Annotated in this window: 20 protein-coding genes; 14 read left to right on the top strand and 6 right to left on the bottom strand. The window is 67.0% G+C overall.

From position 1 onward, the window contains the following. Positions 1–50 precede the first annotated feature (50 nt). The 3 genes from I7X12_RS16550 (at position 51) to I7X12_RS16560 (ending at position 3,587) form a co-directional block, all read left to right on the top strand. Positions 51–1,784 carry a hypothetical protein gene (locus tag I7X12_RS16550; RefSeq protein ID WP_198061139.1) on the top strand — a complete coding sequence of 578 codons (1,734 nt, stop codon included), beginning with the start codon at positions 51–53 and terminating at the stop codon, positions 1,782–1,784. Between the two features lie 66 nt (positions 1,785–1,850). Continuing rightward, the gene (locus I7X12_RS16555; RefSeq protein WP_232342890.1) at positions 1,851–2,690 is read left to right on the top strand and encodes an aldo/keto reductase; all 840 of its coding nucleotides are present in this window, start codon (positions 1,851–1,853) and stop codon (positions 2,688–2,690) included. Between the two features lie 150 nt (positions 2,691–2,840). Beyond that, entirely contained in the window at positions 2,841–3,587 is a 747-nt protein-coding gene (locus tag I7X12_RS16560) for a hypothetical protein (protein ID WP_198061140.1), read from the top strand. Positions 3,588–3,623: 36 nt separating this feature from the next. Here I7X12_RS16560 and I7X12_RS16565 read toward each other — a convergent pair whose 3' ends face one another. Next, on the bottom strand, positions 3,624–4,346 hold the full coding sequence (locus tag I7X12_RS16565) for an acyl-CoA synthetase family protein (protein ID WP_198061141.1): 723 nt from the start codon (positions 4,344–4,346) through the stop codon (positions 3,624–3,626). A gap of 720 nt (positions 4,347–5,066) precedes the next feature. Between I7X12_RS16565 and I7X12_RS16570 the strand changes: the two genes are divergently transcribed. The 8 genes from I7X12_RS16570 to I7X12_RS16605 all read left to right on the top strand — a co-directional run bounded on the left by I7X12_RS16570 (position 5,067) and on the right by I7X12_RS16605 (position 11,499). Further along, entirely contained in the window at positions 5,067–5,687 is a 621-nt protein-coding gene (locus tag I7X12_RS16570) for a YIP1 family protein (RefSeq protein WP_198061142.1), read from the top strand. A gap of 85 nt (positions 5,688–5,772) precedes the next feature. Beyond that, a complete protein-coding gene (locus tag I7X12_RS16575) occupies positions 5,773–6,036 on the top strand; it encodes a hypothetical protein (RefSeq protein ID WP_198061143.1) in 264 nt (87 codons plus the stop codon). Between the two features lie 132 nt (positions 6,037–6,168). Beyond that, positions 6,169–8,361, top strand: a complete 2,193-nt coding sequence (locus tag I7X12_RS16580) for a DHH family phosphoesterase (RefSeq protein ID WP_198061144.1) — start codon at positions 6,169–6,171, stop codon at positions 8,359–8,361. A 39-nt stretch (positions 8,362–8,400) separates the two neighbouring features. Next, the gene (locus tag I7X12_RS16585; protein WP_198061145.1) at positions 8,401–8,931 is read left to right on the top strand and encodes a cupin domain-containing protein; all 531 of its coding nucleotides are present in this window, start codon (positions 8,401–8,403) and stop codon (positions 8,929–8,931) included. 201 nt (positions 8,932–9,132) lie between these two features. Then, positions 9,133–9,705 (top strand): hypothetical protein, encoded by a 573-nt coding sequence (locus I7X12_RS16590; protein WP_198061146.1) that lies wholly within the window; start codon positions 9,133–9,135, stop codon positions 9,703–9,705. Next, complete coding sequence (locus I7X12_RS16595; RefSeq protein WP_198061147.1) at positions 9,705–10,271, top strand: hypothetical protein; 567 nt, start codon at positions 9,705–9,707, stop codon at positions 10,269–10,271. Before I7X12_RS16590 ends, I7X12_RS16595 begins: the two co-directional genes overlap by 1 nt. A gap of 194 nt (positions 10,272–10,465) precedes the next feature. After that, entirely contained in the window at positions 10,466–10,672 is a 207-nt protein-coding gene (locus I7X12_RS16600) for a hypothetical protein (RefSeq protein WP_198061148.1), read from the top strand. Between the two features lie 248 nt (positions 10,673–10,920). Then, positions 10,921–11,499 carry a hypothetical protein gene (locus I7X12_RS16605; RefSeq protein WP_198061149.1) on the top strand — a complete coding sequence of 193 codons (579 nt, stop codon included), beginning with the start codon at positions 10,921–10,923 and terminating at the stop codon, positions 11,497–11,499. Positions 11,500–11,551: 52 nt separating this feature from the next. On the opposite strand, the gene I7X12_RS16610 is transcribed toward I7X12_RS16605, so the two are convergent. After that, entirely contained in the window at positions 11,552–11,935 is a 384-nt protein-coding gene (locus tag I7X12_RS16610; RefSeq protein ID WP_198061150.1) for a cupin domain-containing protein, read from the bottom strand. An 87-nt stretch (positions 11,936–12,022) separates the two neighbouring features. After that, a complete protein-coding gene (locus tag I7X12_RS20735) occupies positions 12,023–12,157 on the bottom strand; it encodes a hypothetical protein (RefSeq protein WP_269750330.1) in 135 nt (44 codons plus the stop codon). A 127-nt stretch (positions 12,158–12,284) separates the two neighbouring features. Here I7X12_RS20735 and I7X12_RS16615 point away from each other — a divergent pair, with 127 nt between their 5' ends. Then, positions 12,285–13,967 carry a tRNA uridine(34) 5-carboxymethylaminomethyl modification radical SAM/GNAT enzyme Elp3 gene (locus I7X12_RS16615; protein ID WP_198061151.1) on the top strand — a complete coding sequence of 561 codons (1,683 nt, stop codon included), beginning with the start codon at positions 12,285–12,287 and terminating at the stop codon, positions 13,965–13,967. Between the two features lie 308 nt (positions 13,968–14,275). On the opposite strand, the gene I7X12_RS16620 is transcribed toward I7X12_RS16615, so the two are convergent. Continuing rightward, positions 14,276–15,172 (bottom strand): hypothetical protein, encoded by an 897-nt coding sequence (locus I7X12_RS16620; protein ID WP_198061152.1) that lies wholly within the window; start codon positions 15,170–15,172, stop codon positions 14,276–14,278. Between the two features lie 124 nt (positions 15,173–15,296). Here I7X12_RS16620 and I7X12_RS16625 point away from each other — a divergent pair, with 124 nt between their 5' ends. Both I7X12_RS16625 and rqcH read left to right on the top strand, forming a co-directional pair. Then, positions 15,297–15,986 carry an MBL fold metallo-hydrolase gene (locus I7X12_RS16625; protein ID WP_198061153.1) on the top strand — a complete coding sequence of 230 codons (690 nt, stop codon included), beginning with the start codon at positions 15,297–15,299 and terminating at the stop codon, positions 15,984–15,986. A gap of 72 nt (positions 15,987–16,058) precedes the next feature. Beyond that, entirely contained in the window at positions 16,059–18,251 is a 2,193-nt protein-coding gene (gene rqcH / locus I7X12_RS16630; protein ID WP_198061154.1) for a ribosome rescue protein RqcH, read from the top strand. 34 nt (positions 18,252–18,285) lie between these two features. Here the strand turns inward: rqcH and I7X12_RS16635 are convergent, their stop codons facing one another. After that, positions 18,286–18,660 (bottom strand): hypothetical protein, encoded by a 375-nt coding sequence (locus I7X12_RS16635; RefSeq protein WP_198061155.1) that lies wholly within the window; start codon positions 18,658–18,660, stop codon positions 18,286–18,288. A 6-nt stretch (positions 18,661–18,666) separates the two neighbouring features. Beyond that, the gene (locus tag I7X12_RS16640) at positions 18,667–20,145 is read right to left on the bottom strand and encodes a chymotrypsin family serine protease (protein ID WP_198061156.1); all 1,479 of its coding nucleotides are present in this window, start codon (positions 20,143–20,145) and stop codon (positions 18,667–18,669) included. Positions 20,146–20,367: the final 222 nt, after the last annotated feature.

Genomic DNA, 20,367 nt, shown 5'->3' on the forward strand with positions numbered 1-20,367 from the left:
TCCATCGGCGGGCCGACAGGATTTTACCACTCCGGGTCGCGTCCACGGGCATGGAACGGGAACCGAGCAGGCGACGATTCGTCAGGGGTTGCTGTCTCGCCGGTGCGGGGGCGCTCGCGGCGAGCCATTCGGTCGGCGGCGCGACGGCGAGCCGCCGGCAGGAAGTGCCGCCGACGCGCTGGAACCGGACCTACGATCAGGGGACGACCGCGGACGCGAACGGGCTGGCACCCGCGCCGGACGGCGGATTCGTCGTCGTGGGGACGACCGAATCCGGGGACGACGCCGTGAGCGAGATCTGGCTCTACAAGACGAGCGCCGCCGGTCGATTGGAGTGGCAGACGACGTTCGCCGAACGGGGTGTCACGGAAGGGTTCGACGTGGCGGCGGTCGAGGACGGATTCGTCGTCGTCGGCCACACTCACGAGGAGGGCGATAGCGACCAGGACGCGATCGCCGTGCGCGTCGACGGCGAGGGGACCGAACAGTGGCGGCGAACGTTCAACGCCAGACCGAGGACGACCGACACGATGCGAGCCGTCACTGTCGACGACCAAGGGCGGTTCGTCTTCGTCGGGTGGACGAGCCGATTCAGGGACGCGTGGGTGGTGCGGATGGCCGACGACCAGTCGATCGACTGGGCGGAGACCTACGGTCCGGGCGACCGCAACCAGCTTCACGGCGTCGTCGCCGCGGACGGAGGGTACGTCGCGGTCGGCGAGACCGACGACACCACCGGTGACACTGCGGGGTGGGCCGTCAAGCTCGACGACGGGGGTGCACAGATGTTCTCTCAGCAGTTCAAGAAACGATCGGGCGACCAGATCAACACGTACGACGACTACAACGTCCTCTACGACGTGGCGGAGACGCGCAACGGGTTCGTCGCCGTCGGCGCCAACGCCTTCGACCCGCAGACGAACGACCGGCGAGGCTGGGCGCTGGAGATCAACATCAACGGCGGCAAACTCTGGGGAACGCGCGTCGAGTCCGACACCCACACCGTGTTACGGAGCGTCACCGGTGGGAACCTGGAGTACTACGTCGCCGGCGAGACCGCCACGAACGGCAGCGGCGACGACGCCAGAGGGTTCGTCGCGAACCTCGGGATCGAGGGCGAACCCAAATGGCAACACAGCTACGGTTCGGGTTCGAGTGAGTTCTCCGCGTTCCACTTGACGGGCGGCGAGGGGATGGTCTGCGTCGGAAGCACGGCGGCGTCGGCCGGCGGTGACACGAGCGGCTGGGGCGTGAAGGTCGGCGGCGAAGCGGTGGCGACTGCCACCCCGTCGGCGACGCCCAGCTCCACTCCGTCGCCGACGCCCGCGCCCGACGACGGCTCGACACCGACGTTCACTCCGACGCCGACCGACGAACCGGACGGCACAGACGCGATGGGTGCCGGGACGAGCACTCCGGCGCCGACGGCCTCGGGCGGTCCGGGGACTGCGACTCCCGATGGCGACGGCGGGGGCGAAGCGACGACGACCGGCGACGGCGATGGCGGCGGGCTCTCGCCTGCGGTCGTCGGTGTCGGCGCGGTCATCGTCGCCCTCGGGAGCGCCGGCGTGCTCTACAACCGGTTCCTCGGCGACGACGGGGGCCCGGCCGGGTCGGACGGGGGTGCCGACGGATCTTCGTCCGACGGCACCGACGACGGTGGTGACGGCGGCGACGACAGCCCCGACCCCGTCGAGACCAGCGAGCCCGACACCGACGGTACCGAAGAGGTTCAGGCAGCCCAGACAGTCGTCGAGGGTCCCGACGACGAGACCGCGGAGTAGCGGAGAGCCCGGGGGCCAGCTTCCGGAGTCGCAACCCATATTGGCCGTTCGTCCCGACTCCCGTGTATGTCTCGAGAGACCCACTCGTCGGAACGCACGGATCGAGTCGACGGGATGCCGACCTTCGGACTCGGAACCTGGGAGAACGAGAACCCACAGCAGTGCGCCGAGAGCGTCCGGACGGCGCTGGAGATGGGGTATCGCCATATCGACACCGCCCAGATCTACGGCAACGAGTCGGCCGTCGGCGACGGTATCGCAGCGGCCGGGGTTCCGCGTGAGGAGGTCTTCCTCGCGACGAAGGTGTGGATCGACCACCTCGACCGCGACGGCGTGATCGAGACGACCGAAGAGAGCCTCGACAAACTCGGCGTCGACAGCGTCGACCTGCTGTACGTCCACTGGCCGTCGCGGACTTACGACGCCGCGGAGACGTTGCCGGCGTTCGAGGAACTGGTCGATCGTGGCCTGACCGACCGCATCGGCGTCTCCAATTTCGAGCCGCACCACCTCGAGACGGCCCGCGAGGTGCTCGACGAACCGATCTTCGCCAACCAGGTCGAGTGTCACCCGCTGCTCCAGCAGGAGGAACTTCGAGAGTACGTCGAGCGAACGGATATCGAACTCGTCGGTTACTCGCCGCTGGCCCGCGGCGGCGTCTTCGACGTACCCGAACTGTCCGAGATCGCCGAGAAACACGGCGTCAGCGAGGCGCAGGTGTCGCTGGCCTGGCTCCGCGAGACGGGCGTGACGGCGATCCCGAAGGCCACCAGCGAGGCGCACATCCGCGACAACTGGGAGAGCCTCGACCTCGAACTCGACGGGGACGACCTGGCGACCATCGAGGGGATCGACCGGACCGACCGACAGGTCCACACCAGCTTCGCCCCCGACGCCTGGGACTGACGACGGCAGGCGCCCACGGTTCGACCCGGGATCCGAGTTCAGTTCTCGGAACTGGCGATACTGTCGTCGAGAAGACGTGTCGGGCGTGAGTAGCGAACGGCGGCGGCGAGCAACAGAAGAGGTATACAGGGCGCTGCCAAATTCCGGAACATGTCAGTCGGGAACCGGCAGGGGGTCGTCGAAGCCATCCGCTTCGACCTGAACAAGTTCCACGAGACCTGGATGGGGCTGCTCTATCCGCGCCAGCGTGGCGCGGGCGACACGGTCCTCGGGAAGTGGCAACCGCAGACCACGCGCGAGCGGGTCACCTACACCGCGTGGGCGGCGCTGGGGGCGCTCGTCGTCGCGGTGCTGTACCCGCTCGCCCTGTTCGGCGTCGTCGTCCGCTTCCACGCCCGGAAGATCGACGTCTCCGTGGAGAAACTCGGTGCGGTCGGCGTGCTGCTGCTCGCCGTCCTCGTCTGGGGCGGACTGGCGGCGCTCGTCGAGTTCCGCCTCGATTACTCCAGCCAGGAGGCCAACGCCATCATCGCCGCCAGTGTCGTCGCCATCGTCTCAGCGGGGCTCGCGGTGGCCTTCCGTGCGATCGGCGGGCGGATCACGACGATCGTCTTCGCCTACCCCTTCGGCATGACGGCCATCTTCCTGCCGCCGGTCGTCGCCGCCCTCGTCTCCGACGACGTGGCGCAGTTCAGCATCGCCTACGCCGACCAGATCGCCGAGCTCGTCCGCCAGGAAGTCCTCGGCCCGGTCGGGCTCCGGAGCTACGTCGTCGAGAAGTTCGACATGACGGAGTTCGCCTACGTGCTCATCTGGATCGGCATCTCCGTCCCGCTGGGATGGCTGCTCGGCACCACCGTCGCGCTCGCCGACTTCATCCGCCCGAAAGGAGAGTAAGCCCTCGGGCTCGTCGCCCGCTTCGCTGTCCGTGACTCACAGCACGCCGGCCGGATCGATAGCCGTCGGCTCGGGCGCGCTTTCCGCCCCGTCGCCGCTCGCGACGGCGACGGTACCCGTCGACTCGCGGTCGACGAGTACCGTCCCGCCCGCCAGTACCGGCGCGAGGACGCCCGCGACGACGGTCCCCGGTTCGGCCAGGGGCGCTCGCACGGCGACCTCGTCGCCGCCGTCGAGGTCGTACTCCTCGACCACCCGGTCGGCGGCCCCAAGCAGTCGCTCGTGGGTGAACGCCTCGTCGGCGGTCGCGAGCGCGGCGTCCGTCGGGACGACCCGGTCGGGCGGACTCGTCGGGTTCTCGCTCCACATCTCGGCCTCGAAGTGTGCGAACTCGGGATCGTCGGGCACGTCGCCGTAGACGAACGTCTTCGTTCCCGGGCCGGGGTCGTACGCGTCGGCGCGAGCCGCGGGGACGACCAGCGCCTTCGCGGACGGCGACTCGTCGGGGTCGAAGCGGGTCGTCGCACCCAGGAGGCTCGCGCCGAACAGGGCGAGCAGCGGCGGCGGGGTCAGCGAGTCGCCCGCGTCGACGCCGACGGTCGCGCCGCCGCGGACGCCGTAGTGGCGCAGGATGTTGCCCGTCTTCCAGGTGTTCGTACAGAACTTCTCGTAGCTGTACGACCCGGCCCGGCTGTCGGTCCGCACCGCGAGGTCGTCGGTGCGCCGCTCGCGAGCGACGAGGTCCCCGATCACGTCCATAGCGGCGCTTCGGACGGTGTCGGCAAAAGGAGTCCGACACGGAGTGGGAGAATCCGTCCGGGCCGGGTCGTCGACGTGCGGTTCCATCGGCCGAGTCGTCGCTCCCGCGACGCTCGGTTCGCGTGTGGGTGTCTCGGTCGTTTCTGGTCGACGTGGTGTGGAAGAAACGGAGCGGAAAGCGGCCGCAGTCGACGGCAAGCGTTGAAATCCCTCGCCGCGCTCGCTAGCAGTTGGATCGACCGCAGTCGACGGCAAGCGTTGAACGCCCTCGACGCGCTCGCTCACGGCTCACTTCGTTCGCCGTTCGCATGTCGAGGCGCTCGCTTCGCTCGCGCCTCGCACTCGCGGTCGCTGAAGCGGGATATCCGCGTTCTCCACACGGCCCGCGCGGATAGTGGCCCGCTCAGACGACCACGCGAACGCGAGCGCGCCTCGCCCGTTCAGTCCGCCAGGGCGACACGGCATCGTGGCCGTCCCGCACAGCACCGCAGACGGCCACACACCTCCCCAGCCGATTCCTTCGCTCGCTGTGCTCGCTCAGTCATCCCTCGCGCGACTGTTTCGAGCGGCCCGCCACGAGGCGGGCACGCTCGACAGCACGCGCCACCGCAACCGCTAACTGCCTCACCGTCTCGAGCGCACCGATGCCGCGAGCGCACGAACGACGACCCGCGGGACGGATGAGTAAGCGTGATTGCGACCCGCTCCGTACTCCCCGTCGTGACACAGTGGGTCGAGAACCCGACGGGCGGGCGCGACCGCGGGGTCGCGGCGCTCGCACGCGCGTGGGCGGAGGTGCTGGTCAGGCCTCGTCGCCTCTTTCGGTCGGGCGTGGCGCCGGGGGACCAGGCGCCCGGGCTGGTGTTCGCCGGGGCGGTCGTCCTCGTCGAGGAACTGACACGCGTCGCGACCGGAGCGGCCGCCTATCCGGTGTTGAGCGGACAGCCGGTGCTCTCGACGCTCCTCTTTCTGGCGCTCGCGGTCGTGCTCGTCGCGCCGGCGTCGTTACACCTCACCGCCGCGCTGCAGACGGTGATCCTCATCGCGGCGGCGCCGAACCGTGCGGGCGTCAGCGAGACGGTGCAGGTCATCGCCTACGCCGCGGCGCCGTGCGTGTTCGCCGGGCTCCCGTTCCCGGGCGTCCGCGTCGCCGCGACCGCCTACGCGAGCGTCTTGCTGGCTGTCGGGGTCAGCGACGTCCACGACGTCGCGTTGCCGAAGGCCGCCGTCCTGACGGCCGTCCCCGCGGCGCTCGTCTTCGGCTACGGCTTCCGCGGGTTCGCCGCGCTCTCCGAACTGACCGGACTCACCTGGGCCGACGTGGCCGCGAGTCTCGCCTGAATCGATCGCGAGCGCCACCGCGCGCGGTGGCCGCTCCGCCCCACCGACCACGGTCGTTTAAGCGCGCGCCGACCGGATCGCGGATATGTTCACGCTCGACCTGGAGGAGTTCACGTTCGAACTGAAAGAGGGAGCGATCAAGCACGTCGGCCCATCGAACACGTCGGCGACGGCGAAACTGTACGACGTGGAAGGGGTGGAGGTGCGGGAGTTCGGTGACGAGCGCGTCAAACTCGCCTTCGAGGACGACGAGGGCAACGAGGTGGAGGTCGCGCTGTTCCCCGAGGCGGCCGCGGAGGTCGCCCGCGGGATCGAGGCGCTCGAAGACGACAGCCGCGTGTTCGAGTGAGTAGAACGGCCCGAAACGGACTATAGCGACTTCTGAGGGCGTTTCGGTCCCGAACTAGGGCGAAAATCCGGGCCGGCGAGTGACGGACGCGTTTCGACAACCGTTTTAGGCCCGGGGCATTTCTACCTGCCAATGGGTTCGTGTATCATCTGCGGGAAGTCTGTCGACGGTCGCATCTGCGACCTTCACGAGGAAGACGTCGTCTTCGAGTTCCGCGGGAACCAGCCCGACCAGCTGTCGGTCAACCGCTACTACCGCGGAACCGTGGACGGGTACGCCGAGTTCGGCGTGTTCGTCGACATCGGCGACAGCGTCACTGGACTGCTCCACCGGAGCGAACTCGACCGACGACTGGAGAGTCTCGACTGGGAGTCCGGCGACACCGTCTTCGTGCAGGTACAGCAGGTGCGAGACAACGGGAACGTGGATCTCGGCTGGTCGATCCGCCAGGCCGAAGAGGAGTTCCGCGGGACCCTCGTCGACGACCCCGACCAGGGCGCACCGTATCTCAAAGAGGACGAATCGGGAAATGAGGACGCGGCAGCCGACGACGGTTCGGCTGCCGACGCGTCCGGCGACAGCGAGGAAACCGACGCGGCCGAGGAAATCGACGAGGCCGACGCAGCAGCTACCGACGACACGGACGTGACGACCGAGAGCGACGAGAGCGACCAAGGGGTCGAGCCGACCTCGACCGCCGACGCCGCCGCGACCGAGGCGGACGCGGGGCCGAGTGAGGGCGGGGCGGCCGCGGCCAGTGGTGGCGCCGCCGCTGCGGTCGCCGAGGAGGAGACGGACGAGAGAACGGACGAAGCGACGGAGCCGGGTCACGTCGCCATCGAGACGCTCGAGGATCGAGTCGGGGAGACCGTGCGACTCGAGGGCGTCGTCGAGAGCGCTCGTCAGACCAGCGGACCGACCGTCTTCGAGATCCGCGACGAGACCGACAGCGTCGAGTGTGCCGCGTTCAAGGAGGCGGGTGTTCGCGCCTACCCCGAGATCGACACCGACGACGTGGTCCGCCTGGACGGCGAGGTCCGCGAACGCCGCGGCGAGCTCCAGGTCGAGACCGAGGCGCTGGTGAAACTGGAGGACGAAGACCGGGCGACCGTCGAGGACCGGCTCGCCGACGCGCTCACTGCCCAGGCCGAACCGGAAGCGGTCGACCCTATCGCCGCCGACGAGACGGTCGAGGCGCTGGCCGACGACGTGCGTGACGTGGCGACCGCGGTCCGCCGCGCGGTGCTCGAGGAGCGACCGGTCGTGGTTCGCCACGCGGCGACCGCCGACGGCTACGTCGCCGGCGTCGCGCTGGAGCGGGCGACGCTCCCGCTCGTTCGCGACCAGCACGACCAACACGACGCGGTCTACCACTACTTCGACCGCCGCCCCCTCGAAGAGGGCGTCTACGACATGGACGACGCGACGAAGGACGCGACGCGGATGCTGGAAGCCCGCGAGCGTCACGACGAGAAGCTGCCGCTGTTCGTCTTCGTCGCCGCCGGCGCCACCAGCGAGTCGCTCGACGGCTTCGAGCTGCTCGACCTGTACGGCGCGGGCCGCGCGCTGGTCGACGACGTTGCGGTCGACGCCGAGATCGGCGAAGCGGTCGACGTCGCGGTGGCCCCCGACGGGACCGACGCACAGAAGACCACGACCGCGACGCTTTCCGCCAACGTCGCCGCCCACGTCAACGACGACGTGCGCGACGACCTCCAGCACCTCCCCGCCGTGAGTTACTGGGAAGACACGCCCGAGGCGTACGCCGACGCCGCCAGCGAGGCCGGCTACGACGCCGACGCCGCCCGCGAGGTTCGCGAGGCCGTCGCGCTGGAGGCGTACTACCAGTCCTACGAGGACAAGCGCGAGCTGATCACCGACCTGCTGTTCGGCGAGGGCGACGGCCCCGGCGGACTCGCCGGTCACGTCAGCGAGCAGTTCCGCGAGAAGCTCGACACCGAGATCGAGACCGCGGAGGCCAACCTCGACACCCAGACCATCGAGGGAACGGAGATCGCGGTGCTCGACACCGACGCGTTCACCCACCGCTACGAGTTCCCGCCGACCAGCCTCCTGCTCGACGAACTCCACCGCCGCCACCGCGACGACGTGAGCGCGGTCGTCGGCGTCTCCGACGACGAACTCCACATCCGCAGCGACCACGCAATCGACGTGCGCGACGTGGTCGACCGCGCCCGCGAGTGGGTGCCCAACGCCGGGCTGACGGCCAAGTCCGCCCGCGACGGCAAGCTGGAGTACATCGCCGGCGAGCGCTCGGCCGTCCTCGACACGGTCATCGACGTCGTCGCCGACGAAGTGGCCTGACGACGGATCTTTTTGCCGTTCCTCGCCGTTCGATCGTCCATGAGCGACGGCGATAGCGACCCGGTCGTTTCGGCCGCAGACTTCGACTGGGACGAGTACGACCACGGCGAACGGGAGTTCCGTCGGAAGCGCCTCGGTGGCGCGGCCGGCGGCGAAGACTTGGGCACGAGCCTCTACGAACTCGAACCGGGAAAGCGGACGTGGCCCCGGCACTACCACGCCGGCAACGAGGAGGCCATCTACATCCTCGGTGGTGAACTGACGCTGTATCTGGAGCGTGGCGCGGACTCGGACGAGGAGGGCGAGCGGGCGGTGACCGAGCACGCCCTCGAACCGGGCGACTACGCGGCGCTGCCGAGCGGGCCGGACCACGCCCACGAGGTCGAAGCCCGCGGCGACGACACGGCTCGGTTTCTCGTTATATCGACGATGAACGAGCCCGACCTGTCCGTGCTCGTCGAGCGCGACGCGGCGATGCTATTCGCAGGGGGTGCGCCCGGCAACTACGACGACCGCTACATCTCGCAGACCGTGGACCTGGACGCCGAAGTAGAGTACTGGGAGGAGTAGGCGATTCCGGCCTCTCTGGGTCGACCACCGCTATCGTCGGCTCCGGATACATCGTCGCGGCGTTCGCCAGTACTTCTCATCTACAAGCACTCCACTATCGACTATCAGTCAAAATACCAATATCTGAAACCATTAGGTAAAATGTTTTCTAGACATAACAAGCAACAATAACAAACGCCCGGCAGTAGTAGTTGGCTCGCAATGAGCAACGAAGAGACAAGCAGCCGGTCGATGGACAGCGACACTGATCATTCCGAGGCAAGCCGCCGACAGGTGCTACAGGCGGTCGGTAGCAGCGCGGTGCTGGGTGTGGGCCTCTCGCAAGCCTCTGGGAGCGTAGCGGCTCGAGACGACGATAGCTACGAGACGGAACGACTCTCGAAGAAAGAGGCGGGAGAACTCCGTGGCGAAGTGATGTCTTCGAGCGCGTTCAAGACGGTTCGCCAGGAGTTGCAGGATAGGGACTTCTGGCCGAGCTTCGGTGAGAGCGCAGTGGCTGCGAGAGTCACAAGTACGGAATCCGATGAAGAGTGGTCCGTATTCAAGATGAACTGTGAGTACAGAGGAGATAAATCTGGTGATGATGGCAACAAAGCGATTCTGTACGCAAGGAAGGACGACGGAAGGCTGTTCGTCCGTAGTATCTTCCGGAGAGACAGTGATCCAGTCAACGTCTACGAATACGAGTGCGATGTCGGAGACAATTCGTCAGCAGGTAGCGCGGAAGAGATGTCACATTTCGTGATCCCTGTCTCAGGAGGAGGTGACAACTGATGCCCCCCGAGATCTCCGGTTACGACTGTGGTGGTTCGATACAGGTCGAAGAGCTATGTGGGTTATTTCACGATAGCGATAGTCAATTGAACGATTTCTTCGACGACCTCGGTATCGAAACCAGTTTCAAAGAAGTCTCGTGTGCAAGTGTCGGGATATCTAGTGGAGCGGCCGCAGCTACAGGGGTACTAAGCGGATGGCAAGGATTTGCCCTATTTAGTACGGTCTGTGGTGGAACTACGATGGGTTGTATCATTAACGATGCGATACGTAACAATACGCCCTGCGGAAGTCAAATTATCGACGTTTACATTCCAGAGTCGATCGATGACGGTGCCGAGTATCCACCTGTGCTATTACTAATTCGATGCGAGAAGGATGTTTCAGACGATATTGAGCAACTGACTGAAGACATTACTGATAGACTGGACAATGCAGCCGATGAGGCAGTCGATATTACAATAAAAACTGGTACCGAGATCGCCGATCAATTGAAGGACGCAGCCGGGTCGTTAAACCAACTCACCGACGATATTATAGATGCGGGTCAAGATATAATCTTCTGAACGACAGACGATGTCTTCTATTCTGGACTGGGATCGATACGAGATAGCGATCGTGGTGGTACTGTACCTCCTCGCAGGTGTCGAATTAACCAGGGGGGACGAGGATGGATTCACCATCTATCTTGCCGCGGGAACGGCTACTCTCATTATTATGCTCTCGATCAAGTGGTGGCAGTCAGACAAATAGAGAATCAATGAAGATCGTATTCACAGGATTCGAACTATTCGGTATCGCGTTGGTCCTCACCGCTGCCATCGTCACGACGTACGACTTTGGGGTCCATTACGGGACGACGAGTGGATGGATCCTCTTAGCCTTGCTCGGGATGGCGATAGCCACCATCCACAACATCAGGTATCCGCGCGTGGATCAGAACCCGAACGATGCAACGACCGAGTAAGGATTTCTAACTCTGCCTTGTTCGTTCACCATTTTCGTTCCGTCGACAAAATCGATGCGGACGCACGGTTACGGCCCGGATCTGGAATCTCGGTGAAGAACGACGCACGAGATCCCGAATCGGTTTACCAACCGCCTTCGGCTGGCGCTTCCATCTGAGAAGCGGATAGCAGCACGACCGGGCCAGTGGCGAAAAGGGCCGTTTGAACGTACGGAAGCAGTTTTTCCGTGGGGAGCGACCCGGCGACTATGCGACGACGCGCCCTCCTCGCCACCCTGGCGTTCGGGTTGACGGGCTGTCTCGACCTGGTTGGTCGGGACGGCAACGGACCGACAGCCCACGGTACTGGCCCCGAGCCGACGCCCGCGACGGACGCGACGACGCGAACCGTCGAACCGGCCGAGCAACGCGCTCCGCAGTCGGACCCCGAAGCCGAGTCGCCGACCGAGACGTATCGGCTCGGCGACGGGCCGCCCAGCGGCGCGCAGGCGCACGAACTCGTCGTCTGGCGGGACGGGCCGGTGCGGCCTGTGACCGTGGAGGTATCGGCGCCGGAAGCGGACATCGCCGTCTCGCCGACGCCACAGCTGGAACCCGGTGCGTACCTGCTGTTCGAGCTGACCGAGCGGGTCGACTACGAGGTGGCCGTCCACGTCAAGGGCGGGACGTGGTACGGGTTCGACCTTCCGGGGAGCTACGTCGACTGCAACGACTCGCGGACGACCGTCCGAGTGCCCGAGTCCGAGCCGGTCGAGTACGGGACGTTCACGACAGCCATGGGCTGTCGGGTCACCGTATCGTCACCGACCGCCGACGGAGACGAGTGAGCCGGTCGGGGATCGGTGAAACGGCGACGCCGTTCCTGGCTCGGCCGTCCGCTCACTCGCCCGCCTTCGGGTCGAACACGCCCCGTCGAAGGCCCTCGCGAACGGGTTCGTGTTCGGCGTCGGTCGGCGGCGGCGCGGTGACCAGCAGCGCCTCCAGCCGGCCGCCGTCGTCGGCCTTGACGCCGCGGTCGATCCCTGCGAGGACCGCGACCACGTCGCCTGGTTCGACGCGGTGGTCGGTGTCGCCCTCACGGACGACGCCCGTCCCATCGCGGACGTGGACGACCACGTCGCTGTCGGGCGCGTGGACCGGGATGAACTGCTCGGGCTCGAAGTAGCCACAGACCGCCTTCAACTGGTCGCTTCGGAACGCCTCGCGGGCGCTGAAACTGTCATCGTCGTACTCCCGTTCGGCGTCGAAGTCCGTCGCTGGCATCGTCTAGACGACGGAGCGGCGGGGAAAGGCCGCTTGGCCGAACGGGTTCGGTCGCTGTCGACGGCGCCCGAACGAGACGGTCGCAGATCAGTCCCGAACCGCGCGGATCCCCTTCTTCGCTCCGTAGTAGGCCCACTCCGCGGAGTAACAGAAGACGCAGCCGCGGAACGTCGGCCTGTTCGACCTCTCCTCGGACTCGCCGGCGTCGGCGGTAGCGGTCATGTACGGAGCGGAGGACTCGTCGGATAAGAAGGTACCGTCGACGTGCGCGGCGAGCGCACGGGCCGAAGGCCGCGCGATAGGCGAGCGACACGCTTATTCGCGCCAGGCGACGATCCCTGACAACGCGATGAGCACCGAGACGCCGGACGCGAGCGAGCCCGAAGCGGACGAACCGGAGGCGTTCCTGAAGGCCTGCCGGGAACTCGTCGACCGCATCCTCGCCGGCGAGATCGAGAAAGACGACGTCGAGAACGCGAAGAAAGAGGTCTGCGGGAAGTACTCCTCCCCGAAGGTCCCCAGAAATTCGGACCTCATCGACTTCGGGCCCGACGAGCGCCGCGAGGAGCTGGAGGCGGTCCTCCAGCGCAAGCCCGTTCGCACCGCGTCGGGCGTCTCCCCGATCGCGATCATGACCTCGCCGAAGCGCTGTCCCCACGGGAAGTGTCTGTACTGTCCCGGCGGTCCCGACTCGGAGTTCTCCTCCGCGCAGTCGTACACCGGCCACGAGCCCGCGGCCGCCCGCGGGGTCCAGAACGACTACGACCCCTACGGACAGGTGCGCCTGCGGCTCGAACAGCTCCGCCAGATCGGCCATCCGGTCGACAAGGCCGAGCTGATCCTGATGGGCGGGACGATGACCGCCCGGAGCCACGACTACCAGGAGTGGTTCGTCAAGCGCGCCCTGGAGGCGATGAACGAGTACGACCCGGAGGGAAACCCCCAACCGGCGGAGGACAGGAGCTTCGCCCAGGACCCCGAGGATCGCGAGTTCAGCTACGTCGAGGACGTGATCGCCGAGAACGAGACCGCCGAGGTGCGCAACGTCGCCACGACGTTCGAGACCAAGCCCGACTGGTGCGACCCCGAGCAGATCGACCGGATGCTCGACCTCGGCGCGACGAAGGTCGAGGTGGGCGTCCAGACCACCTTCGAGCGGATCAATCGGGAGATGCACCGCGGCCACGGCACGCAGGACGCCATCGACGCCAACCGCCGGCTGCGCGACTCGGGGTTCAAGGTCGGCTTCCACATGATGCCCGGCCAGCCCGGGATGAGCAAGGAGATGTGTCTGGAAGACTTCCGACGCATCTTCGAGAACACCGACTGGCGACCCGACTTCCTGAAGATATACCCCACGCTCGTCGTCGAGGGGACCGTGACCTACGACTGGTACCGAAAAGACGAGTTCGAACCGCTCTCCAACGACGAGGCGGCCGAGTTGGTCGCGGAGATCAAGTCGATGATCCCCGAGTACACGCGCCTCCAGCGAGTGCAGCGGGACATCCCCGCGGACTTCATCGAGGGCGGCGTCTGGAAGTCCAACCTCCGACAACTGGCCCGCCAGCGCATGGACGAGCACGGCTGGACCTGCGACTGCATCCGCTGTCGGGAAGTGGGGCATCACGACGAGGAGCCCGAGGAAGTCACGCTCGCCGTCGACACCTACGAAGTGGCGGGTGGCCGCGAGCACTTCGTCAGCTTCGAGGACCGCCAGAAGGGGGTTCTGGTCGGGTTCTGTCGGCTGCGGTTCCCGAACGACCCGGTCCGACGCGAGCTGCAGGACGCTGCAGTGGTCCGCGAACTCCACGTCTACGGGAGCGAAGTCGGGGTGGGCCAGTCCGCGGGCGAGGGGAGCGGGAGTCACCAACACCAGGGGTACGGCAAGCGACTGCTGGCCGAAGCCGAGCGGCTGGCCGCCGACGCCGGCTACGACAAGCTGGCCGTCCTCTCGGGTATCGGCGTTCGGCAGTACTACCGCGAGAAGCTCGGCTACCGCCAAGACGGCCCGTACGTGAGCAAGCGACTGTGAGAGCGGCCGATCCGTCGTCCCGAGCGCGAACGGGGTGAGCGCTCGGCTTTTTCGCCCACGTTTTTGCCGAGCGGGTCGCCGAGCGACCCCGAGGGAAAAAGGTGGGACCTGGCCCGTACGTGAGCAAGCGACTGTGAGAGCGGCCGATCCGTCGTCCCGAGCGCGAACGGGGTGAGCGCTCGGCTTTTTCGCCCACGTTTTTGCCGAGCGGGTCGCCGAGCGACCCCGAGGGAAAAAGGTGGGACCTGGCCCGTACGTGAACAAGCGGCTGTGACCGAGGCCGCCAGTCACAGCCGGACGGGAGACCGCTACTCGTCGGTCGCGTAGCCCCCGTAGTCGATTTCGGCCCAGTAGAGGCCCCCATCGTAGCGGACGACGTAGGACCCACCGTAGTCGGTCTCCTCGACCGGATTTTGGGCGCGGAACCGGTCGACCAGCGCGTCGAACGCTCGGTTGTCGCTGTCCTCTACCCAGTAGGTCTCGTTGAGAGAATCGTTCACGAGGTCACGCTCCCCCTGGGAGAGCCCGGAGAGTTCGAACTCGTAGCGCTCGCGGAGCGAGTCCGCGTAGGTCTCGTGGCTCCCGGCGACCTCGCTCGCCTCGTAGCGGTAGACGGTCAGCTCCGTCCGTTCGGCCTCCACGTCGATAGGGTAGACCTCGCCTTCGTATCTCACCGCGTCGTACTCCTGTGCCGGCACCAGCACCGACGACTCGGCGTCGTCTTCGGTGTAGGTGCCGCCGACGCCGAAGTCGAATCCCGGTTCGAGGGCGCCCTCGTCGGGCAGGTCCCGAGAGAGCACGAACGCCAGGGCGTCCCTGTCGACAGCCGGTAGCTTCTGGTAGTCGACGACCCGCCCGTCGACCGTGGAGGCGTTGAAGTCGATCCGGATCCCGAACTCGTAGCCCGGTTCGGTCCCGTTCTCGGCGTACTCGACGGCGTAGAAACGGCCGTCGTGCCGGAACGGGAGCTGCTCGTCGACGGGTGGGCGCTCGCCGACTGCCGTGGCGGTGCCGTTATCGATCGCTCGCCGCACCACGCGTTCGTCTTCGTCCGGCGAGCCGTCCGTAGGCAGGACGTGGCTCGCCTCCTGGGCGAGCGCGCGGTCGTCGACGGGTGTCAACGACAGCGACCCCTCGGCCGAACAGCCGCTTAGCCCCGCGACGAGAGCGACGAGTGCGAGAGCGAGCGCCGTCCGGTGTCGCATACCGGACGGTCGCGGACGCGATAGGAGTGTCTTGTGCAGACACAAACCCTGATTTGACCCTCCGACGACCGGTATCGGTCGCGGCCAGCACCGTTTTGCCGCTCGCTCGCTAACTGGACTGTACATGCCGAAGCGACTCGCCGAGGGGGTCTGGCTGCTCGACATCGGACTGGTGCCGCCGTTCGCGACCAACGGCTACCTCGTCGACGACGGGACCGTCACCCTCGTCGACCCCGGACTGCCCTGGAACCGCCCGTCTCTGGGCGCCGAGCTGTCGGAGATCGGCTACGAGGTGGGCGACGTCGACCGCGTGTTCCTCACCCACTACGACATCGACCACACCGGTGGCCTGCGGGCGCTCGACGGCGAGTTCGACGGGCCGGTGTACATCGGCGCCGACGACCTCGCGCTCGGACGCGGCGAGAGCGAGCCGAAGCTGCTCCACCACAAGGGACTGTTCCACCGCGCGGCGCGGCTGATCTATCCGCTCCCCGACCACATGGACGTGCGCGGCGTCGAAGACGGCGACGAGATCGGCCGGTTCACCGCCTACCACACGCCCGGCCACAACCCCGGCCACACCGTCTTCGTCCACGACTCGGGCGCGGCTTTCCTCGGTGACCTCACCTGGGAGGACGACGGCCGGCTCACCCCTCCGTTCTGGCTCGACTCCTACGACATGCGAGCGCTGACCGAGAGCATCCGGGACCTGAGCCAGCGCGCTCCCCCGTTCGAGGTCGCCGCGATGGGCCACGGCACGCCGCTGATCTCGGGCGGGCGACAGGCGCTTTTGGAGTGCGCCGCTCGGTTGTGAGAGAAACCGGGTTGCCCCGGCCCGCGACGGACGGTGCGACAGGCATTTGCCGCCGAGCACGGACGGTGTGATATGGACAGAAAGCGGGAACTGACGAGCGTCGACCTCGCGGCGCTCGCCGGCGAGCTATCGGACTACGAGGGTGCGGGCGTCGGGAAGGTCTACCTCTATCCCGACCGCGACCTGCTGCGGTTCCGGATGCGCCACTACGACCTGGGACGGACGGAGCTGCTCGTCGAGGTCGGCGAGGACAAACGGGTCAACGTCACCGACCCGGACAACCTCCCGGCGGCGCCCGAGCGACCGCCGAACTTCGCGATGATGCTCCGCAACCGGATGCAGGGGGCCGAACTGGTCGACGTGTCGCAGTTCCAGTTCGACCGCATCCTCGAACTCACCTTCGAGCGCGACGAGGAGACGACCACGATCGTCGCCGAGCTGTTCGGCGACGGCAACGTCGCCATCCTCGACGGCACCGGCGAGGTGATCGACTGTCTCGAAACTGTGCGGCTCAAATCGCGGACGGTCGCGCCGGGCGCCCAGTACGAGTTCCCGAGCGCGCGGTTCAATCCGCTGGGCGTCGACTACGACGCCTTCGAGGCGCGGATGCGCGACTCCGACTCCGATCTGGTCAGGACGCTCGCCACGCAGCTCAACTTCGGCGGCCTCTACGGCGAGGAGCTGTGCACGCTCGCGGGCGTCGATTACAACGTCCCAATCGAGGAGGCGACCGACGACCAGTTGCGGGCGCTGTACGACGCCCTCCGGCGGCTGGCCGACCGGTTGGCCGACAGCGATCTGGACCCCCGAGTCTACTACGACCTCGACGACCCCGACGCCGAGGATCCGACGGACGACGACGGCGCGATCGAGGGCCAGCGCGTCGACGTGACGCCGATCCCGCTGGCGGAGTACGACGACCGCTACGGCGAGCCGTTCGACTCGTTCAACGAGGCGCTGGACGACTACTTCACCTTCGCCAGCGACGAGGACGACGATACCGGGGGCGACGCCGCGGGCGGCGACCGGGGACGGCCCGACTTCGAGTCGGAGATCGCCAAACACGAGCGGATCATCGAGCAACAGCGGGGGGCAATCGAGGACTTCGAGGCCCAGGCCGAGCGCGAGCGCGAGAACGCCGAGGCGCTGTACGCCAACTACGACCTCGTCGACGACATCCTCTCGACGGTTCAGGGCGCCCGCGCGGAGGACCGCTCGTGGGACGACATCGAGGAGCGCTTCGCGGAGGGCGCCGAGCAGGGCATCCCCGCCGCCGAGGCGGTCGTCTCCCTCGACGGCAGCGAGGGGACCGTGACCGTCGAGATCGACGGCGAGCGGGTCACGCTGGTGGCGAACGAGGGCGTCGAGAAGAACGCCGACCGACTGTATCGGGAGGCCAAGCGCATCGAGGGCAAGAAGGAGGGCGCCGAGGAGGCCATCGCCCAGACCAGAGCGGAACTGGAAGCAGTCGAGCAGCGCAAAGAAGAGTGGGAGGCCACCGACGCCGGCGACGCGGGCGGGAACGGGGGCGGAGACGGCGACGGCGAATCGGACGACGAAGACGGGCCAGTCGACTGGCTCTCCGAGCCGTCGATCCCGGTCCGCCAGTCCGAGCACTGGTTCGAGGCGTATCGGTGGTTCCACACCAGCGACGGCTTCCTCGTCATCGGTGGCCGGGACGCCGACGACAACGAGGATCTGGTCAAGAAGTACCTCGACCGCGGTGACCGCTTCTTCCACGCGCAGGCCCACGGCGGCCCCGCGACGATCCTCAAGGCCACCGGCCCCTCCGAATCGTACGACGACGACGTAGAGGTCCCCGAGTCGAGCAAGCGCGAGGCCGCGCAGTTCGCGGTCTCCTATTCGTCGGTCTGGAAGGACGGCAAGTTCGCCGGCGACGTGTACGAGGTCGGCTCCGACCAGGTGTCGAAGACGCCCGAGAGCGGCGAGTTCCTGGAGAAGGGGGGCTTCGCCATTCGCGGGGATCGCACCTACTACGAGTCCACCGAGGTCGGCGTCGCGGTCGGGATCACTTGCGAGCCCGAGACGCGCGTGATCGGCGGCCCGCCGGCGGCCATCGAACCGAAAGCCGAGACGACCGTCGAAGTGGAACCGGGACAGTTCGCCCAGAACGACATCGCGATGCGGCTCTACCGGGAGTTCAAAGGCCGCTTCGCCGACGACGCGTTCGTTCGGAAGGTCGCCAGCGCCGACCGCATCCAGGAGTTCCTCCCGCCGGGCGGCAGCCGGTCGGTCGACGACTGAGCGGATCCGACGGTCGGAACGGTTCCGACCGCGTTCAGTACTCGTTACCCAGGAAGATGTCGGCCGGGTCGGCGCCACCGCGAGACGGCATCAGCGGGTAGCTCCGCCCGCTGACGGGCGGTGGTCCCTGGTCCGCGGGGGTCGCCATCGATCCGCCGGCCGCGGTGGTTCCGGACCCTGTCGGTGCGTCGGGACCCCCCTCGTGCCCTTCCGGACCGAACGAGACCGTCGGGAGCCCCTCCGGGTTGTATCCGGTGTCGCCGGCGCTGGCGCGTCCGGCGGAGAGGTGTTCCCCCGGGAGAGAGTCGAGTTCGGTCGGCTCGTCCGCGGTCCTCTCGATGGCTTCCCCGCGGTTACTGCCGACCGACACGCCCTCTCCTTCGTCGTCGATAGTGATTGAGACTCGCATAGTCGATCACTTCCAGTGGTAGACGTAGCGAGCCCGGAAGCGCGTCGCGACGTTCGCGATGTTCTTCACGTTGATGTAGTAGAACAGCCGGCCGTTCGAGTCCATCTTGACGGAGTGGACGGAACTCTCGATGCGACCCTCCGGGTTCAGCGGGTCGACGTAGTAGTCGACCGAGTATCGGGGGTCCCACGGACCGGACCACCAGAGCTGGTGCTGTCCGGGGTTCAACGACCCGGAGAAGTGGTCGACCGGGTCGCTGACGCCCTGGATCGTCGCCTGTTCCGTCGTGGCGGTGTCTATCGCCCCAGCGGCGTCTTGGGCCGACGGTGCTCGGCGGCGTTGGTCGCCGATGGGTGTGGCCGGCTGGCCCTGCTGCATCTGACCCGCCGACGGGGTGCCGCCCGCGTTCCCGCTGGCGCCGGAACTCGTTCCGCGGCGGGCCGACATCGGTTCGAGCGTGCCGTGTTCGTCCTGCACGGTTCCCATCGGGATACCGAGGGTGATCCGTGGGCTCCCGGCGAACAGGAGGTCCGTGCCGTAGAACCCGTCTGAACGGAGCGTCCCGATGACGCTCCCGCTGTCGCCGCCGCTGCTCATCGCGCCGAAGACGTCGAGCCCCTCGAACTCCAGTGGCTCGGTGAACGGGTGGCCGTAGTTGACCTTCGCGCGCAGGTCGGTCGCGATCAGCTTCGAACTCGTCACGCCCGTCGTCCGCCCACTCTTGACGTGGGCCTCTCCGTACCGGGCGTTCGCCCAGCCCTCGAGGTCCGGGATCCCGAGGATGTCCCCCTCGACGATATCGTCCTCGACTCGGACGAGCGCGCTGTCGGTCCGATTGACCTCGTCTTCGCTCAGCTCGGACCACTCGAGGAGCTCCCCGATGGTGTCGTCCGGCGCCGACCCGCCGTCGTGACGGCCCGGCTGGAGGATGCTGTCACCGGCGCTCGCCCGTTTGGCGGGTGCCGCGACGTGGGCGTTGGTCAGGAAGACCGTCTCGTTGTCGCTCGTGTACAGCGGTGAGGTTCCGAGTGTCCCCGCGGAGATTTCGGTGTGTCCGACCGACACGCCGGCCGAGGCCGGTCGCCACTTGTCCATCCGCGTCTGGGCCGGTCCCACCGCGCCGACGTACTCCTGTCGGCCTGGCCGCTCGATCGGTCGACCCGTCGCCGGCTCGCTGGGCCGCCGGGACACCGATTCGTCCGACCGCGCGTACTGCTGGGCCAGCGCGTAGAACTCCCCACCCGCGTCCACCACGTCCGTCTGTACGGTCTCTTCGTCCGCGTCGACGGTCTCGGGAACGAGGTCGTCGTCCGCGAGCTCCGCCGCCGGCAGCTTCCGTCGGACGATCACCACGACCGCCTCCTCGTCGAGGACGTCCCCGTCGCTTCGCTTTGGCCCCCGTCCCACTGCCATCACGTTCGGTTTCTCCAGTAGTTCGTCCTCTGTCGACGACGGGATGTCGCCGCTGAATGATTTCACTTGCATATATCGGTTACCCTCGCTTGCCTCCCCCCTCGGAAGGCGTCTCGTGGTTCGATTCTCGAACGGATAAACCGGGGAAATAGTTCTCGATATGAGAAATCGATCGATATCGTTCGTTTGATATTTATTTCGAACAGTATCTCCGAGTTATACACTGTCGACGATATCGGTTCGCCGGGCCATCGCCGTCCGATATCGCGTAACTACCCGACCGAAAGGTCGTCC

The sequence above is a fragment of the Halosimplex litoreum genome (assembly GCF_016065055.1).
Lineage (GTDB): Archaea > Halobacteriota > Halobacteria > Halobacteriales > Haloarculaceae > Halosimplex > Halosimplex litoreum.

Excerpts from the sequence above, each read along its gene's own strand:
- I7X12_RS16615 (WP_198061151.1), top strand. The coding sequence starts at position 12,285 with ATGAGCACCGAGACGCCGGACGCGAGCGAGCCCGAAGCGGACGAACCG.
- I7X12_RS16620 (WP_198061152.1), bottom strand. The coding sequence starts at position 15,172 with ATGCGACACCGGACGGCGCTCGCTCTCGCACTCGTCGCTCTCGTCGCG.
- I7X12_RS16560 (WP_198061140.1), top strand. The coding sequence starts at position 2,841 with ATGTCAGTCGGGAACCGGCAGGGGGTCGTCGAAGCCATCCGCTTCGAC.
- I7X12_RS16605 (WP_198061149.1), top strand. The coding sequence starts at position 10,921 with ATGCGACGACGCGCCCTCCTCGCCACCCTGGCGTTCGGGTTGACGGGC.
- I7X12_RS16580 (WP_198061144.1), top strand. The coding sequence starts at position 6,169 with ATGGGTTCGTGTATCATCTGCGGGAAGTCTGTCGACGGTCGCATCTGC.
- I7X12_RS16625 (WP_198061153.1), top strand. The coding sequence starts at position 15,297 with ATGCCGAAGCGACTCGCCGAGGGGGTCTGGCTGCTCGACATCGGACTG.
- I7X12_RS16640 (WP_198061156.1), bottom strand. The coding sequence starts at position 20,145 with ATGCAAGTGAAATCATTCAGCGGCGACATCCCGTCGTCGACAGAGGAC.
- I7X12_RS16555 (WP_232342890.1), top strand. The coding sequence starts at position 1,851 with ATGTCTCGAGAGACCCACTCGTCGGAACGCACGGATCGAGTCGACGGG.
- I7X12_RS16635 (WP_198061155.1), bottom strand. The coding sequence starts at position 18,660 with ATGCGAGTCTCAATCACTATCGACGACGAAGGAGAGGGCGTGTCGGTC.
- I7X12_RS16550 (WP_198061139.1), top strand. The coding sequence starts at position 51 with ATGGAACGGGAACCGAGCAGGCGACGATTCGTCAGGGGTTGCTGTCTC.
- I7X12_RS16595 (WP_198061147.1), top strand. The coding sequence starts at position 9,705 with ATGCCCCCCGAGATCTCCGGTTACGACTGTGGTGGTTCGATACAGGTC.
- I7X12_RS16600 (WP_198061148.1), top strand. The coding sequence starts at position 10,466 with ATGAAGATCGTATTCACAGGATTCGAACTATTCGGTATCGCGTTGGTC.
- I7X12_RS16565 (WP_198061141.1), bottom strand. The coding sequence starts at position 4,346 with ATGGACGTGATCGGGGACCTCGTCGCTCGCGAGCGGCGCACCGACGAC.
- rqcH (WP_198061154.1), top strand. The coding sequence starts at position 16,059 with ATGGACAGAAAGCGGGAACTGACGAGCGTCGACCTCGCGGCGCTCGCC.
- I7X12_RS16585 (WP_198061145.1), top strand. The coding sequence starts at position 8,401 with ATGAGCGACGGCGATAGCGACCCGGTCGTTTCGGCCGCAGACTTCGAC.
- I7X12_RS16590 (WP_198061146.1), top strand. The coding sequence starts at position 9,133 with ATGAGCAACGAAGAGACAAGCAGCCGGTCGATGGACAGCGACACTGAT.
- I7X12_RS20735 (WP_269750330.1), bottom strand. The coding sequence starts at position 12,157 with ATGACCGCTACCGCCGACGCCGGCGAGTCCGAGGAGAGGTCGAACAGG.
- I7X12_RS16575 (WP_198061143.1), top strand. The coding sequence starts at position 5,773 with ATGTTCACGCTCGACCTGGAGGAGTTCACGTTCGAACTGAAAGAGGGA.
- I7X12_RS16610 (WP_198061150.1), bottom strand. The coding sequence starts at position 11,935 with ATGCCAGCGACGGACTTCGACGCCGAACGGGAGTACGACGATGACAGT.